At 63.5% G+C, this 14,594-nt stretch carries 14 protein-coding genes and 1 pseudogene; 7 read left to right on the top strand and 8 right to left on the bottom strand.

Annotation, left to right across the window (positions count from 1 at the left end):
• Positions 1–207: 207 nt before the first annotated feature.
• Positions 208–1,155: pseudogene (gene sfnG / locus M5B96_RS10010) on the top strand (dimethylsulfone monooxygenase SfnG); the annotation flags it as partial.
• A gap of 14 nt (positions 1,156–1,169) precedes the next feature.
• On the opposite strand, the gene soxR reads toward sfnG, so the two are convergent.
• Positions 1,170–1,631 carry a redox-sensitive transcriptional activator SoxR gene (gene soxR / locus M5B96_RS10005; protein WP_318654832.1) on the bottom strand — a complete coding sequence of 154 codons (462 nt, stop codon included), beginning with the start codon at positions 1,629–1,631 and terminating at the stop codon, positions 1,170–1,172.
• 94 nt (positions 1,632–1,725) lie between these two features.
• Here soxR and M5B96_RS10000 point away from each other — a divergent pair, with 94 nt between their 5' ends.
• A complete protein-coding gene (locus M5B96_RS10000; protein WP_248796815.1) occupies positions 1,726–2,085 on the top strand; it encodes an antibiotic biosynthesis monooxygenase in 360 nt (119 codons plus the stop codon).
• Here the strand turns inward: M5B96_RS10000 and M5B96_RS09995 are convergent.
• The 4 genes from M5B96_RS09995 to msuE all read right to left on the bottom strand — a co-directional run bounded on the left by M5B96_RS09995 (position 2,082) and on the right by msuE (position 6,226).
• A complete protein-coding gene (locus M5B96_RS09995; protein WP_248796516.1) occupies positions 2,082–3,185 on the bottom strand; it encodes a sigma-54 interaction domain-containing protein in 1,104 nt (367 codons plus the stop codon). The genes M5B96_RS10000 and M5B96_RS09995 overlap by 4 nt on opposite strands.
• A gap of 8 nt (positions 3,186–3,193) precedes the next feature.
• Complete coding sequence (locus M5B96_RS09990; RefSeq protein WP_248796814.1) at positions 3,194–4,408, bottom strand: acyl-CoA dehydrogenase family protein; 1,215 nt, start codon at positions 4,406–4,408, stop codon at positions 3,194–3,196.
• A 99-nt stretch (positions 4,409–4,507) separates the two neighbouring features.
• Positions 4,508–5,653 (bottom strand): FMNH2-dependent alkanesulfonate monooxygenase, encoded by a 1,146-nt coding sequence (ssuD, locus tag M5B96_RS09985; protein WP_248796515.1) that lies wholly within the window; start codon positions 5,651–5,653, stop codon positions 4,508–4,510.
• 9 nt (positions 5,654–5,662) lie between these two features.
• Entirely contained in the window at positions 5,663–6,226 is a 564-nt protein-coding gene (gene msuE / locus M5B96_RS09980; protein ID WP_248796514.1) for an FMN reductase, read from the bottom strand.
• 399 nt (positions 6,227–6,625) lie between these two features.
• On the opposite strand from msuE, the gene M5B96_RS09975 reads away from it, so the two are divergent.
• The 4 genes from M5B96_RS09975 (at position 6,626) to M5B96_RS09960 (ending at position 10,888) form a co-directional block, all read left to right on the top strand.
• The gene (locus tag M5B96_RS09975; RefSeq protein WP_248796513.1) at positions 6,626–6,895 is read left to right on the top strand and encodes a hypothetical protein; all 270 of its coding nucleotides are present in this window, start codon (positions 6,626–6,628) and stop codon (positions 6,893–6,895) included.
• A gap of 105 nt (positions 6,896–7,000) precedes the next feature.
• Positions 7,001–7,627 (top strand): LysE family translocator, encoded by a 627-nt coding sequence (locus tag M5B96_RS09970; protein WP_248796512.1) that lies wholly within the window; start codon positions 7,001–7,003, stop codon positions 7,625–7,627.
• Between the two features lie 236 nt (positions 7,628–7,863).
• On the top strand, positions 7,864–9,033 hold the full coding sequence (locus tag M5B96_RS09965; RefSeq protein ID WP_248796511.1) for a cysteine desulfurase family protein: 1,170 nt from the start codon (positions 7,864–7,866) through the stop codon (positions 9,031–9,033).
• 46 nt (positions 9,034–9,079) lie between these two features.
• The gene (locus tag M5B96_RS09960; RefSeq protein ID WP_248796510.1) at positions 9,080–10,888 is read left to right on the top strand and encodes an aminopeptidase P family protein; all 1,809 of its coding nucleotides are present in this window, start codon (positions 9,080–9,082) and stop codon (positions 10,886–10,888) included.
• Positions 10,889–10,939: 51 nt separating this feature from the next.
• Here the strand turns inward: M5B96_RS09960 and M5B96_RS09955 are convergent, their stop codons facing one another.
• A complete protein-coding gene (locus M5B96_RS09955; protein WP_248796509.1) occupies positions 10,940–11,827 on the bottom strand; it encodes a LysR family transcriptional regulator in 888 nt (295 codons plus the stop codon).
• 113 nt (positions 11,828–11,940) lie between these two features.
• Between M5B96_RS09955 and M5B96_RS09950 the strand changes: the two genes are divergently transcribed.
• On the top strand, positions 11,941–12,939 hold the full coding sequence (locus M5B96_RS09950) for a zinc-dependent alcohol dehydrogenase family protein (RefSeq protein ID WP_248796508.1): 999 nt from the start codon (positions 11,941–11,943) through the stop codon (positions 12,937–12,939).
• A 98-nt stretch (positions 12,940–13,037) separates the two neighbouring features.
• Here M5B96_RS09950 and M5B96_RS09945 read toward each other — a convergent pair whose 3' ends face one another.
• Both M5B96_RS09945 and rhtA read right to left on the bottom strand, forming a co-directional pair.
• Complete coding sequence (locus tag M5B96_RS09945; RefSeq protein ID WP_248796507.1) at positions 13,038–13,361, bottom strand: hypothetical protein; 324 nt, start codon at positions 13,359–13,361, stop codon at positions 13,038–13,040.
• A gap of 166 nt (positions 13,362–13,527) precedes the next feature.
• Positions 13,528–14,415 (bottom strand): threonine/homoserine exporter RhtA, encoded by an 888-nt coding sequence (rhtA, locus tag M5B96_RS09940; RefSeq protein ID WP_248796506.1) that lies wholly within the window; start codon positions 14,413–14,415, stop codon positions 13,528–13,530.
• Positions 14,416–14,594 lie beyond the last annotated feature (179 nt).

The raw sequence follows: 14,594 nt of genomic DNA, 5'->3' as shown, positions 1-14,594 counted from the left end.
GTGCGGTTGCCAAGGGCGGTTGCACGGTCCATGCCGAGGGCGCTGGCCCCGGCGGGGCGGGGGTTGTCGGCACTGACTCCGCAACGAACTGTTGCCTGGCGGACAGTGCTTCAGCAAATCGTCCTGGCACACCACAAACCTCTCTGTGTACCCCACCCTGTAGGAGCCGGCCCTTGCTGGCGATGGCGGCCGATCAGACGACGGACTGAATCGGTGGCCTTCAGCCACGCCCTGCTGGCCGCCACCAGCAAGCTGAAAGTGATCGCCGCGATCCTCCCCGGCCCCTGGCAACCGGCGCTGGCGGCCAAGCAACTGGCGACCATCGATCAACTGACCGGGGGCCGGATCGCCGTCAATATCGTCAGCGGCTGGTTTCGTGGCGAGTTCCACGCCATCGGCGAACACTGGCTGGAGCACGACGAGCGTTATCGCCGTTCCGAAGAGTTCATTCGCGCGCTGAAGGGTATCTGGACCGAGGATCAGTTCACCTTCAAGGGCGACTTCTACCGCTTCAACGACTACAGCCTCAAACCCAAGCCCCTCAGCCAGCCGCACCCGGAGATCTTCCAGGGCGGCAGTTCCCGGGCGGCGCGGGACATGGCGGCGCGGGACATGGCGGCGCGGGTCTCGGATTGGTATTTCACCAACGGCAACACGCCCGAGGGGATCAAGGCCCAGGTCGACGATATCCGCGCCAAGGCGGCGGCCAACGGCCATTCGGTGAAAGTCGGGGTCAACGCCTTTGTCATCGCCCGCGATACTGAGGAAGAGGCCCGCGCGGTGCTCGCGGAAATCATCGACAAGGCCGATCCCGAGGCCGTCGGCGCGTTTGGCGATGCGGCGAAACAGGCGGGCAAGTCGTCGCCGGAAGGCGAGGGTAACTGGGCCAAGTCCAGCTTCGAGGACCTGGTGCAATACAACGACGGCTTCAAGACCAACCTGATCGGTACACCGCAGCAGATCGCCGAACGCATCGTCGCCTTGAAAACCGTGGGCGTGGACCTGGTGCTGGCGGGGTTCCTGCACTTCCAGGAAGAGGTGGAGTACTTCGGCAAGCGGGTCTTGCCGCTGGTGCGCGAGCTGGAAGCGAAGAAGGTCGCTCGGACTCAGGCGGCGCTCCCACAGAGATGCACTTCAGCAGGCCTGTCCTTGTAGGTCCGTTGCCCTGTTCAGCGCGGCTCCAGCAGCCGCGCCCCTGTCCCATGGACGCCCAACATATCGCCATAGTTGCGCAGCGGGCAGTTCTCCATCGACAGACAGCCGCAACCGATACACCCATCGAGCTTGTCCCGCAGTCGGGTCAACTGGGCGATGCGTTCGTCCAGTCCGGTCCTCCACTGTTCCGACAACTGCTTCCAGTCCGCCGCCGTCGGCGCGCGGCCTTCGGGCAGTGCCTGCAAGGCCTGGTGGATCTCCGCCAGGGCAATGCCCAGACGTTGGGCGACCTTGATCAAGGCCACCCGCCTGAGCACTTCGCGCGGATAGCGGCGCTGGTTCCCGGCATTGCGATAGCTCTGGATCAGCCCCTTGGCTTCATAGAAGTGCAGGGCGGTCACCGCCACGCCGCTGCGGGCCGCCAGTTGGCCGACCGTCAGAGCCTTGTCCGTGGGCAGGGGCTTTTGCATTGCCATGGCGAGAAATCTCTTGACCTTGAGTTAACTGGAGGTTTTACCCTGCATGGCCTCGGATCACAAGATCCTGTCCGACTTCCTGGGGAGCCTGTTAATGCCGTCGACAGAACAAAATCGCAGTTTTACCCAATTGATCCAGTTCGAGATCGAGCCTGTCCAACTGGAGGCACTGGTGTCTGCCTTGTCCCGGCAGACCGAGCGGCTGGCCCGGGTCGAGGGTGGTTTTATCAGCGGCACGGTGCAGGCCAGCGACGATGGCCGGCGCGTGCTCAATGCATTGCAATGGCGTTCCAGGCAGGATGGCGAGGCGGCATTCGCCCGTTTCGAAAGTGGCGAAGAGGATTTCTGGGCACTGATCCGCGCCCACCACGCCAAGGCGGTGAGCTTCGACTCATTCCAGGTGCTGCGCAGTATCGAGCGCAGCCAGGACGACGCCCTGCAGTGTGCGGGCTAGATCGACAGTTGCAGCATCCGCTCGCCCTGGACGTTCTCGCCCGCCCGGCGCTTGTTCACCGCCAACTCGCCGATCTTGATCAGCCGCGTGCGCGTCACATTGCGGCTCAGGCCCAGCAGGCCGGCGGTGTGCACCTGGTTGTAGTGACTGAAGCGATAAGCGGCGCGCAGCAGCGCGTCTTCGACCTTTTCGTGCAGCGCGCCGGCCTGTTCCTCGAAGAGTTTCTGGAAGGCCCGGTTGAGCAAGGCCTCGGCCGAGTCATCGGGAGCGCTGCCGCTGTCGTCCTGGCGTTCGATGCGCAGATTCGACAGGCGCAGGTCATCGCGCTCGATCACGCCGTCATGGCAGATCAGCAAGGTGTGGTGGATGACGTTTTCCAGCTCGCGGATATTGCCCGGCCAGCCATAACCCCTGAGCTTCTGTTCGGCGCCGGGGCTGATGCGGATATCGCCGTAGCCCAGGCGCAGGCTGTAGCTCTCGATAAAGTGCCGGGTCAGCGGCAGGATGTCGCCGGGGCGTTCGCGCAAGGGGCTGAGCTCCAGGCTGACGACGTTGAGGCGGTAGTACAGGTCCTCGCGAAAATGCCCGGCGTTGATGGCTTTTTCCAGCTGCACATTGGTCGCTGCCAGGACCCGCACGTTGATCGGGATGCTTTTGCGCGAGCCCAGGCGTACCACTTCGCGTTCCTGCAGAACCCGCAGCAGCTTGACCTGGATCGGCATCGGCAGGTCGCCGATCTCGTCGAGGAACAGGGTGCCGCCGTCGGCTTCTTCGAACCAGCCGGCCTTGGCGCTGAGGGCGCCGGTGAACGCGCCCTTTTCATGGCCGAACAGCTCGGCTTCCACCAGGGATTCGGAGAAGGCCCCGCAGTTGACCGCGACAAACGGGCGGTTACGCCGGGCGCTGAGGTTATGGATATGCCGGGCCACCAGCTCCTTGCCGGTGCCGGTTTCACCGATGATCAGCACGCTGGCTTCGCTCGGTGCCACTTGTTGCAGGTGGGCGAGCAGGGCCTGGGACTTCGGGTCTTCGAAGACCTGGGCGGTGGCGCGGATGGAGGTGGCCAGGGCCGGCGAGGGCGGTAACGTTAGCAGCTGCATAGGCTTCTCTAGGAATAAAAAGTGGGGATCGGCAGCGTCTGGTTCAGGGCCCAGTCGCCGAGTTCCTGGAGTTTGTAGTCCAGCGGGTCGTGCAGGCTCTGGGTCCGCAGGTTGCGCCAATGGCGATCCAGGCGCAGGGAGGCGTGGGTCGAACGGGCACCGGTGACTTCGAACAGCTTGCTGCACAGGGCCAGGCCTTCGCGGTTGGCGGCGACCTTGGCGGTGGCGATGGCTATCGCCAGGTTTCCACGTTCTTCGCCGCTGAGGTTCTGGCCCTTGGCCCAGGCCCGGTCCAGCAGCCCGGCGGCGCGTTCCACCAACAGGCGGACACTTTCGAGGGCGACCCAGAAGTCGCCGTAGTGGTTGAGCACGTAAGGGTCCTGGCGAATATCCCGCGCGGTGGATTTGAACCAGGGCCGGGTTTCGTCGAGGCTGTATTGCCGGGCCTCGGCGAAAGCGCCTTCGGCAATGCCGAGGAACATATGGGTCAGGGTCAGTTGTGCGATCAGTGGCCGCAGGCAGGCAAAGGGCGTGCTCAAGGGGCCGGGATCGAGCAGCAGCTCGGATTCCTCGACCCGCACCCGCTCGAAGCTGGCGCTGCCACTGTCGGTCTGGCGCTGGCCCATGTTGTGCCAGTCGTCATGCAGGGTGATGCCGCTGCGCCCGCTGGGGATGGCGGCAATCAGCAACTTGCCGCCGGCACTTTCGTCCACCGCCGAGGCGATCAGCATTTGCGAGTCGCTGGCGCCGGAGCAGAAGCTTTTCTTGCCGGAGAACTCGCGCCAGCCACCGAGGTTGCGCACCACCGTGCGGGTGTCCAGCGGATTGAGGGCATTGCCCCAGAACCAGTTCTTGCGCGCGGTCTGTTCGAACCAGGGTTGCCATTGTTCCGGACGCGAGAACAGGCGCACGGTGGCCAGCATCAGATGATGGAAGCCGAAGACATGGGCAATCGAGCTGTCGACCTTGGCGAATTCGCGGACCACGTTCAGCGTCTCGCTCCAACTGGCGCCGAGGCCGCCGTACTGGCAGGGGATGCTCAGGGCCAGCAGGCCGCTGTGACGCAAGGCGTCACGCTCGGCTTTCGGCGTGCCGCCGCGTTCGTCGCGCTCGACGGCGGTCAGGGCAAATTCGGCGGCCAGTTGCCGGGCAGTTTGCAGGGGGGGCAACAGGGCGTTTTGCGGTTGAGCCGTCACGCAGTGTTCCTCGAAATAGATGACCATTTCCTTGTGTGGGCGCGGAGCTTGTCGGATCGCCGCACCGCCGCGAAGGGGCATGTGAGGACGCCAAAAGCGTCGCGGGCAAGCTCCGCTCCCACAGGGTCAGGCGCCGGCTTGGGTCGGCAACACATCGTTGGCGATCATTTCGCCAAACGGTCCGGTCAGGTTGCTGATGCCGCGCCCGGCCAGTCTGGCATAGGGCTCGGGCAGCAGCGGGAACACCAGCTCGGCGAAGCGATAGGCTTCCTCCAGATGCGGGTAGCCGGAGAAGATGAAACTCTCGATGCCCAGGTCGGCGTATTCCTTGATCCGCGCCGCGACCTGCTGTGGATCGCCGACCAGCGCGGTGCCGGCACCGCCACGGACCAGGCCGACGCCGGCCCACAGGTTCGGCGCGATCTCCAGGTTGTCACGCCGTCCGTCATGCAGCGCCGCCATACGCCGCTGGCCTTCGGAGTCGAAGCGCGAAAAGGATTTCTGCGCGGCGGCGATGGTTTCGTCGCTGATATGTTCGATCAGCTTGTCCGCGGCTTTCCAGGCATCCTCGGCGGTTTCCCGGACGATCACATGCAGGCGGATGCCGAAGCGCACGGTGCGACCCCTGCGGGCGGCGCGTTCACGTACATCAGCGAGCTTCGCCGCCACCGCGGCCGGCGGTTCGCCCCAGGTCAGGTAGACATCGACCTGGTCGGCGGCGAGGTCGTGAGCGGCCTCGGACGAGCCACCGAAATACAGCGGCGGATAAGGTTTCTGCACCGGCGGGTACAGCGCCTTGGCGTTCTGCACGCGCAGGTGCTTGCCTTCGAAGTCCACCGCTTCGCCTTGCAGCACCCGGCGCCAGATCCTGAGGAACTCGTCGGTCACTTCGTAGCGTTCGCCGTGGTCGAGAAAGCTGCCGTCGCCACGGTTCTCGTCGGGGTCGCCGCCGGTCACCACGTTGATCAGCAAGCGACCGTTGGACAAGCGGTCGAGGGTCGCGGCCATGCGCGCCGAGACTGTCGGCGAGATGATCCCGGGACGGATTGCCACCAGGTAACGCAGGCGTTCGGTCAGCGGCACCAGGGCCGAGGCGATGACCCAGGAGTCCTCGCAGGAGCGGCCGGTGGGAATCAGCACGCCGTGGTAACCGAGGTTGTCGGCGGCCTGGGCCACTTGTTTCAGGTAGTTGAGGGTGACCGGGCGGGCGCCCTGGGTGGTGCCCAGGTAATGGCCATCGCCGTGGGTCGGGAGAAACCAGAAAACATCCATGACAGTTCCTCAGGCGATTTTCAGCAGTGGCTTGGGGTGTGCGCCGAACAAGGCGGTGGCGCGCTCGGCGGCCAGGCGGATGCGCGCCCTCAAGGGCTCGCTGATGATTTGGTAGTTGGCGAAGTCGGCCTCGGTGGCGTAGACGCCGATGGGCAGGGTCAGCGCCTGGAAGAAGCTGAACAGCGGCCGCAGTTGGTGGTCCAGCACCAGTGCATGACGTTCACTGCCGCCAGTGGCGGCCAACAGGACCGGGGTGTCGATCAAGGCATTGAGCTCCACCAGGTCGAACAGGTGCTTGAGCAGGCCCGGGTAGGAGCCGCGATAGACCGGCGCGGCGACGATCAGCAGGTCGGCGTTCTCGATAGCTTGCAGTTCGGCCTCGACCTCGGCGCTCAATTCGGCGCGGGAGAGCGCCGAGCCGAGCGGACGGGCGATATCGCCCAGCTCGATCAGCTGGCTTTCGATGGGCAGGTGTTGCCCCAGCTCGGCCAATACGGCCTGGGTCAGCACCAGGGTCCGGGAGGGGCGGTAGGTGCCGCCGGAAAGAGCAACGACTTTCAGTGCGCGAGACATGATCAGTTCCTTTTCAAACAGTTGCTCAGCGAGCAGGGTCAGTGACAGGGCTTGAGCAAGAGCTGTACCAATAGACCAGGTCCCGTATTTGCGGGCCCCAGGCCGGGTGGGCCAGGTGTCGGGTGCTGGCTGACGGACTGTTTTGTTGATCGACTGTTGGCCGGCGAACAGTTGCCCGGGCAACAGCGGATTGGCTGTGGGAGCAGTTGTAAGGGTTTTTTGATATTCCGTAAATGAACGTATTTCTATATTTATAGTTCTTTTTGGAATATTTGGTGTCCGAGGCCCGGAACGCCCGAGGCGATCGATAGCGACTATCGAGCGGGGTGATTTTTGCCCTGCGGGTGCGCCGGGTAGCCTGTGTCCATTGCCTTACGCCAGGTTCCCGGGAGTCGCGCCATGAAACATTCATCCATGCTCTTGTTGCTGCTCGGTGTTTCGTTGCTGGCCGGCTGTGCCAGTCCTTCGTCTCCCGAACTGCGACCCTATAGCGCCGAAGAGAGCAGGGAGCTGGCGCTGGAAGCCTTGAACCGTCGCGGGCTGTCCTTCGATGAGTACCAGCAGAAGAAGGCGCAACTGCTGGCGCAGCCCCGCAAGACCCAGGGCTTTGATGACCAGGGCGAGATCAGCGCCGATCGTGGCAGTAACAGACATAGCCCACAGAGCTGAATGGTAAAACTGTATCGGTCCAAGTTTTTGCCAACTGTGCGTGAGTTCCGCCAAGTCGGTGGGATAGGCTGAGTCCCTGACCGATCTTGTGGCTGGACGCTGTTCATGACCCTTTCGCTGGACCTGCTGCTGGGCTTTGCCCTTTTCGCCCTGGTGACTTCGCTGACCCCCGGCCCCAACAACGCGATGTTGCTGGCGTCCGGCGTCAACTTTGGTTTCAACCGTTCCATTCCCCATATCCTGGGTATTTCCTGCGGTTTTTTTGTCCTGGTACTGGCGGTGGGCCTCGGTCTTGGCGCGGTATTCGAGGCTTATCCGGTGCTCTACTCGGTATTGCGTTATATCGGTGGCGCCTATCTGCTGTACCTCGCCTGGAAGATCGCCGGTTCCGGGCCGGTCGGCGAGTCGAAGCAGGGGGCGGGCCGCCCGCTCGGGTTCTGGAATGCCGCGGCATTCCAGTGGGTCAACCCCAAGGCCTGGGTGATGGCGATCGGCGCGATCAGCACCTACACGCCATTGCAGGGCTATTTCAGCAACGTATGGGTGATCGCGGCGGTGTTTGCCCTGATCAACGCGCCGAGCGTCAGTCTCTGGGCCGCCTGCGGCAGCCTGTTGCGCAATGTGCTGCGTGATCCGCGCTGGCTGCGGCTGTTCAATATCGGCATGGCGCTGCTATTGGTGATTTCGTTGTATCCGCTGTTGCATGAGAGTGCGCGGCAACTGCTGCGTTGACCCGCCCTCGTGTATTTCCAGTCAGCCGTTGAAGCGGGCCGCCTGTTCCCGCACGATTGACACTCGCAACACTCTCCCCGGGCCTGTAAGCTGGATTTCAGGAGCGTTCCTACGCACTTTTAATGAAAGTTATCTTTCTTTAATCGTTTTCCATCGGGTATAGCTGTCCGCCCAACCACCAGGGTGGGTGATCAGCAAGGGATCGATCCGCGGGACACGCTTTATGAGTCTTTGCCATGAATGAACTTCCTCTGTATTTCGACTATGCCGCCACCACGCCGGTGGATGAGCGGGTCATCCGGGTGATGGTCGAGTGTCTCGGCTTCTCCGGTAATTTCGGCAACCCGGCGTCCAGCTCCCATGCCTTCGGCCAGCGCGCCCGGCAGACGGTCGAGCAGGCCCGGCAGCAGGTGGCGAGCCTGGTGGGGGCGAGCCCCGAGCAGATCGTCTGGACTTCCGGGGCCACCGAATCGAACAATCTGGCGCTCAAGGGGGTCGCCCAGGCCCGGGGTGTCGGCGGTGGGCATGTGGTCACCAGCCAGATCGAACACAAGGCGGTGCTCGATACCGCCCGGCAACTCGAGGAAGCCGGCGTGGCCGTCACCTACCTGGTGCCGAATGCCGAAGGCTTGATCACCGCGGCGATGGTCAGCGAGGTCCTGCGCGAGGACACCTTCCTGGTCTCGCTGATGCTGGTCAACAATGAGCTGGGTACCCTGAATGACATCGCCGCCATCGGCCAGCGGGTGCGTGAGCACGGCGCGCTGTTCCATGTGGACGCGGCCCAGGGCGCGGGCAAGGTGGTGATCGACCTGGCCGCCTTGCCGGTGGACCTGATGTCGTTTTCCGCCCACAAGGTCTACGGTCCCAAGGGGATCGGCGCCTTGTATGTCGGCCCGCGCGCGCAGCAGAAGCTGCAGGCGCAGATCCACGGTGGCGGCCATGAAGGCGGCCTGCGCTCCGGTACCCTGGCCACCCACCAGATCGCCGGCATGGGCAGTGCCTTCGCCCTGGCCACCGAGCACCTGGAAGAAGAACTCGCCAGCATCCGTCAACTGCGCCAGCGCTTGCTCGAGCAACTGGCGGATGTCCCGGGCCTGCGCCTGAACGGCAGCCCTACTGAACGCATCCCCCATACCTTGAGTCTGACCTTTGCCGAGGGCGAATTCGACGGCGTGGCGTTGGCGCGGTCCCTGGCCTACTCGGCGACGTCGGCCTGCAACTCCGCGAGCCAGGCGCCGTCCCATGTACTGCTGGCACTGGGGCACGATGCGCGCCTGGCCGGGCGGACCATCCGCCTGAGCCTGGGGCGTTTTACCTCCGAGCAGGACATCGACCGCGCCGCCGCGGCGATCAAGGCCAGCCTGAGTGCGCCGGCGCCGTTCTGGGCAGTTGCCCAGCCGTGAGAGGGCTGGATAAGAATTGAATAATAAGTGGTTAGCAGGAGACACGATGAGCACGCAGACCCCGAGTCAAGGAACCGTTTCCCAGCGGCTGGCACGTACCCGCGAACTGATGCGCCGTGAAGGCGTACAGGCCTTGCTGGTACCCTCGGCCGATCCGCATCTGTCGGAATACCTGCCCGCCTACTGGCAGGGCCGGCAGTGGCTGTCAGGCTTCCATGGCTCGGTCGGCACCTTGATCGTGACGCCGGATTTCGCCGGCGTCTGGGCAGACAGCCGCTACTGGGAGCAGGCAACCAAGGAACTGGCCGGCAGCGGTATTGAACTGATGAAACTGCTGCCGGGGCAACCGGGTCCGCTGGATTGGCTGGCCGAACAGGTACCGCCAGGTGGCGTGGTCGCGGTGGATGGCGCGGTCATGGCGCTGGCGTCGGCGCGGAGCCTGGGTGACAAGTTGCAGGCTCGTGGCGCACGGCTGCGCACCGACATTGACCTGCTCGACCAGGTCTGGGAAGACCGCGAGGCGCTGCCGAACCAGCCGATCTACCCGCATCTGCCACCGCAAGCGACGGTCAGCCGTGGCGACAAGCTCGCGCAGTTGCGCGATGAGTTGAAAAGCCGTGGTGCCGACTGGCATTTCATCGCCACGCTGGATGATATTGCCTGGCTGTTCAACCTGCGCGGTGCCGATGTCTCCTTCAACCCGGTATTCGTCTCCTTTGCCCTGATCAGCCAGGAGCAGGCCACGCTGTTCGTGTCCTTGAGCAAGGTGAGTGCCGAACTGGCGCTGGTGCTCAAGGCCGATGGCGTGACCTTGCGTGACTACAGCGAAATCGGTGCGGCGCTGGCCAGCATTCCGGCACGAGCGGGCTTCTTGGTCGACCCGGCGCGGGTGACGGTCGGTTTGCTGGACAATCTGGCTCGGGAGGTGACGCTGGTCGAGGGGCTCAACCCCACGACCCTGGCCAAATCCCGCAAGAGTCTCGATGACGCGGTGCATATCCGTCAGGCCATGGAGCAGGACGGGGCGGCCTTGTGCGAATTCTTTGCCTGGCTGGAAACCGCGCTGGGCCATGAACGGGTCACCGAGTTGACCATTGACGAGCGCCTGAGCGCAGAGCGCGCGCGGCGTCCGGGCTATGTGTCGCTGAGTTTCAACACCATTGCCGCGTTCAACGCCAACGGGGCGATGCCGCATTATCACGCCACCCAGGCGGAGCATGCGTTGATCGAGGGCGACGGCCTGCTGCTGATCGACTCCGGCGGCCAATACCTGGGCGGGACCACGGACATTACCCGGATGGTCCCGGTGGGCACGCCGACGGCCGAGCAGAAGCGCGATTGCACGCGGGTGCTCAAGGGCGTGATCGCCTTGTCCCGGGCACAGTTTCCCCGGGGCATTCTGTCGCCGCTGCTGGACTCCATCGCCCGGGCGCCGATCTGGGCCGAAAGCGTGGATTACGGGCATGGCACCGGCCATGGCGTCGGTTACTTTCTCAATGTGCACGAAGGTCCGCAGGTGATCGCCTACCAGGCGCCAGCGGCACCGCAGACCGCCATGCAGCCGGGGATGATCACCTCCATCGAACCCGGGACCTATCGTCCGGGCCGTTGGGGCGTGCGTATCGAAAACCTGGTGCTGAACCGTGAGGCGGGCAAGAGCGAGTTCGGCGAGTTCCTCAAATTCGAAACCCTGACCCTGTGCCCGATCGACACCCGTTGCCTGGAGCCGGCGTTGCTGACGCAGGATGAGCGTGACTGGTTCAACGCTTATCACGCCCAGGTACGCGAGCGTTTGAGTCCGTTGCTGGACGGTGCGGCGCTGGCGTGGTTGAACAGCCGTACGGTCGCGATCTGACGCGATCCAGTGGGAGCCGGCAAGCCGGCTCCTACAGATGTTGTGGTTTATTCAAAGTCCCCGCAGGGCATCGCTCATATAGTCGACAAATGCCTTGACCCTGGCGGACTGTCGGCGATTGGCCGGAAACACCGCATGGATCGGCAGCGATTGGGTCTGGTAACCCGGCAAAATCGCCGCGACCCGACCCGCCTCCAGATCCTCGGCAAATAGCCACACCGGCGACAGCGCAACGCCCAGTCCGCCCAGGACCATTTCCCGTATCGCCTCCGAATTGTTGCTCTGGGCATTGCCCTTGATCCGCACGCTGTAGCGCTGTCCATCCTTTTCGTAGTGCCAGAGGTTCTGGCTGCTCAGCAGATTGAATTGCAGGCAGTTGTGTTCGCTCAGTTGCCCAGGGGTTTGCGGTTCGCCCCGACGCGTCAGGTACGCCGGGCTGGCGACGGTGACCCGCCGGGTGTCGCCGATGCGCCGGGCGATCAGGGTGCTGTCGCCCAACTCACCGATGCGCAGGCTGACATCCAGGCCTTCTTCGACCAGGTCCTGGTTCTGGTCGTTGAGCTGCAGGTCGATGTCCAACTGCGGGTAGCGTGCAAGAAAGTCCGGTAGCCGGCTGGCGATCAGCAAACGCCCGAAACTCACCGAGGAACCGATGCGCAGACTGCCGGCGACCTGTTCCCGCCCCGACTGAAAACTGTGTTCGGCATTGTCCACGGCGGCGAGGATCTGTCGGCATTGTGCATAGTAGCGCTGGCCTTCATCGGTCAGTGACAACTGGCGGGTGCTGCGGGCGATAAGCTTGCCACCCAGTTCGGTTTCCAGGGCCTTGAGGATTTTGCTGACGGTCGGCTGGCTGGTCCGCAGTTCCCGGGCCACGGCGGAGAAACTGCCGCGCTCGACGACCCGGACAAAGATAGCCATTGCATTGAGTTTATCCACGGGATGCCTTATTCATGCCAAATGAGCATGATCACTATAGCAATAGCGCGTCTTATCGGCATGAGTGACGGGGCGCATGATCGGTCTCACTTCCACTGACCGAGATCGCCGACATGTCCCACTCGCATGAAATGAACGCCCTGCTGGTTGACGCCGCGGATGCACCGTTGCGCCTGGTTTCCATCGACCGTCCCGCACCGGCGGCGGGCCAGGTGTTGGTCCGTATCAAGGCCAGCGGCATCAACCCTTTGGATGCCAAGATCCGTGCCGGCCAGGCCGGTCATGCCCGTCAACCGTTGCCGGCGGTCCTGGGCATGGATCTGGCCGGGGTGATTGAAGCCTTGGGCGAGGGGGTCAGTGACTGGGCGCTGGGTGATGAGGTGTACGGGTTGGCCACCGGGATCGGTGGTGCCCAGGGTTCGCTGGCCGAGTTTGCCGCGGTCGATGCTCGACTGCTGGCGCGCAAGCCGGCCAACCTGAGCATGCGTGAGGCCGCGGCATTGCCATTGGTGCTGATTACCGCCTGGGAGGGCCTGGTCGATCGTGCCCGGGTCGGCGCCGATCAGTCGGTGCTGATTCACGGTGGCGCGGGTGGTGTCGGGCATGTGGCGGTGCAGATTGCCAAGGCCTTCGGGGCCAAGGTCTTCGCCACCGGTTCGGCCAGGCATCAGGTCGAGATCGAGAGTTTTGGCGCGACCTTTATCGACTATCGACAGCAGGGCGTGGAGGAATATGTCACGCGGCATACCGCTGGCGAGGGCTTCGATATCGTTTATGACACGGTGGGCGGCGCAACCCTGGACCAGTCGTTCCAGGCGGCGCGAACCTATCACGGGCATGTCCTGAGTTGTCTCGGTTGGGGCCAGCACAGCCTGGCACCGCTGTCCTTTCGCGGCGCCACTTACTCCGGGGTGTTTACCTTGCTGCCATTACTCACCGGTCGCGGGTGCGAGCATCACGGGCAAATACTGGCGCAGGCCGCACGGCTGATCGAAGCCGGTCTATTGAAGCCCTTGCTCGATCCCCGGCGGTTTACCCTGCAAACCGCCGAGGAGGCTTATACCTTGCTGGCCAACGGCACGGCACAAGGTCGCCTGGTGGTCGAGATCTAGGTTATTCAGTCCCGGTGCGTGGGGCGCTGGTGGTGGTGCGAAAGCGGGGAATTCCAGGGATTCAGTGCCAGGTGTTGTGATCGAGCCATGATAAAAAATCAATCGGCAGATAGCGGGGGCGCCTTGGGGGGCAGCGTGGACGGCTTGTTGCAGATGATGATCATGCTGCGGCTGGTATAGCCGGCCGGGTTGAGACCAAACGGGTAGTCGCCCGGGTCTTCCACGACGTCGCCGGATTTGGCCAGCACTCTATAGCCGTTATCGCTGCAGGAATCCGCGGCTTTGCTGTAGCACTTTTCCCAGGAGGAGGTCAGTCCGGAACAGTTGATATGCATGCCGCGCTTGCCGTATTTCATCGGTTTCGAGGTGGCGGCGCAGCCCGCAACGGCAAGTGCTGCCAGGACTATCAAAAAACGTTTCATTACCATCCCTATCTCTGCCCCCGGATCAATTCGTCCGGTTTGGCTCTTTTCGTGCCGCCTGATTCTTCCTTGATGCCCCGGTACAAAATCTTCAAGGCTGGCATTGGGTTAGGTGTAAACATGGCTTATTTGAGCGGCAAATACCAGCGCTGGCTCACACTCTGTTTCAATCGACTGCGACGGGCGGCGCGGACTCCTTGCGCAGGGTCAGGGTGGCACCGACGGAGGCGCAGATAATGCAGGCAATGGCGAGCCACTGGGCAACGGACAGGTACTCGTGCAGGAACAGCAGTCCGGACAGCGCGCCGAAAGAGGGTTCGATACTCATCAAGGTGCCGAAGGTGCGTGCGGGCATGCGCGTCAGGGCGACCATTTCGAGGCTGTAGGGCAGGGCGGTGGAGAGGATGGCGACGCCGATGGCGGTCGGGATCAGCGCCGGGGTGAGCAGGGCGGCGCCGGCGTGGACGATACCGATCGGGGCAATGAACAGGGCGGCAATCACCACGCCGAGGGCGGCGGTCTGGATGCCGTTGTCGTTGCCGGCTTTCTGGCCATAGAGGATGTACAGGGCCCAGCAGACGCCGGCGCCCAATGCATAGCCGGCGCCGAGCAGATCAGTGCTGGCGCTGGTGGCGCCGGTGGGGATCAACAGCAGGAGGCCGCTGACCGCCAGGGCGATCCAGAGAAAGTCGATGGCCCGGCGTGAGGCGTAGATTGCCACTGCCAGCGGGCCGGTGAATTCCAGGGCGACGGCGATGCCCAGGGGCACGCTTCGCAAGGACATATAGAAGAGGAAGTTCATGCCGCCCAGGGCGATGCCATAGATGATCACGGTGCGCAGGGACTTGGCGGTGAACTTGGCCCGCCAGGGGCGCAGGACCAGGACCATGATGATGCTGGCAAACATCAGGCGCAGGGTGGTGGTGCCCTGGGCACCGACAATCGGGAACATACTCTTGGCCAGGGAGGCGCCGGATTGAATCGAGGCCATTGCGATAAGCAGCAGGCCGACGGGGAAGAGTGTCGAGGCCAGGCTACGGGACGGCTGGGTCATGGGACGGTGTCATCCGGGATATATGAAGGGAGGCGGGTGTATATGATGCGGAACAAAGCATTATTGAGCAATATATTGCTCAAGGTGTTGCTGCTCTTTCTATATGGGCGCTGAGTGATACAGGTCTCCATGATTGTGCTGCTCTATATTGCGATTGTGAGGGCCGGCTGCCCGCGAAG

This window comes from Pseudomonas sp. MWU13-2105 (assembly GCF_023242315.1).
Taxonomy (GTDB): domain Bacteria; phylum Pseudomonadota; class Gammaproteobacteria; order Pseudomonadales; family Pseudomonadaceae; genus Aquipseudomonas.
This window is presented reverse-complemented; position numbering and strand designations above follow the sequence as displayed.

Bases quoted from the DNA above. Each gene is read 5' to 3' on its own strand.
- M5B96_RS09990 (WP_248796814.1), bottom strand. From the start codon at position 4,408: ATGGTCATCTATTTCGAGGAACACTGCGTGACGGCTCAACCGCAAAAC.
- M5B96_RS10000 (WP_248796815.1), top strand. From the start codon at position 1,726: ATGCCGTCGACAGAACAAAATCGCAGTTTTACCCAATTGATCCAGTTC.
- M5B96_RS09975 (WP_248796513.1), top strand. From the start codon at position 6,626: ATGAAACATTCATCCATGCTCTTGTTGCTGCTCGGTGTTTCGTTGCTG.
- M5B96_RS09995 (WP_248796516.1), bottom strand. From the start codon at position 3,185: ATGCAGCTGCTAACGTTACCGCCCTCGCCGGCCCTGGCCACCTCCATC.
- M5B96_RS09950 (WP_248796508.1), top strand. From the start codon at position 11,941: ATGTCCCACTCGCATGAAATGAACGCCCTGCTGGTTGACGCCGCGGAT.
- M5B96_RS09970 (WP_248796512.1), top strand. From the start codon at position 7,001: ATGACCCTTTCGCTGGACCTGCTGCTGGGCTTTGCCCTTTTCGCCCTG.
- msuE (WP_248796514.1), bottom strand. From the start codon at position 6,226: ATGTCTCGCGCACTGAAAGTCGTTGCTCTTTCCGGCGGCACCTACCGC.
- M5B96_RS09965 (WP_248796511.1), top strand. From the start codon at position 7,864: ATGAATGAACTTCCTCTGTATTTCGACTATGCCGCCACCACGCCGGTG.
- soxR (WP_318654832.1), bottom strand. From the start codon at position 1,631: ATGGCAATGCAAAAGCCCCTGCCCACGGACAAGGCTCTGACGGTCGGC.
- M5B96_RS09945 (WP_248796507.1), bottom strand. From the start codon at position 13,361: ATGAAACGTTTTTTGATAGTCCTGGCAGCACTTGCCGTTGCGGGCTGC.
- ssuD (WP_248796515.1), bottom strand. From the start codon at position 5,653: ATGGATGTTTTCTGGTTTCTCCCGACCCACGGCGATGGCCATTACCTG.
- M5B96_RS09960 (WP_248796510.1), top strand. From the start codon at position 9,080: ATGAGCACGCAGACCCCGAGTCAAGGAACCGTTTCCCAGCGGCTGGCA.
- rhtA (WP_248796506.1), bottom strand. From the start codon at position 14,415: ATGACCCAGCCGTCCCGTAGCCTGGCCTCGACACTCTTCCCCGTCGGC.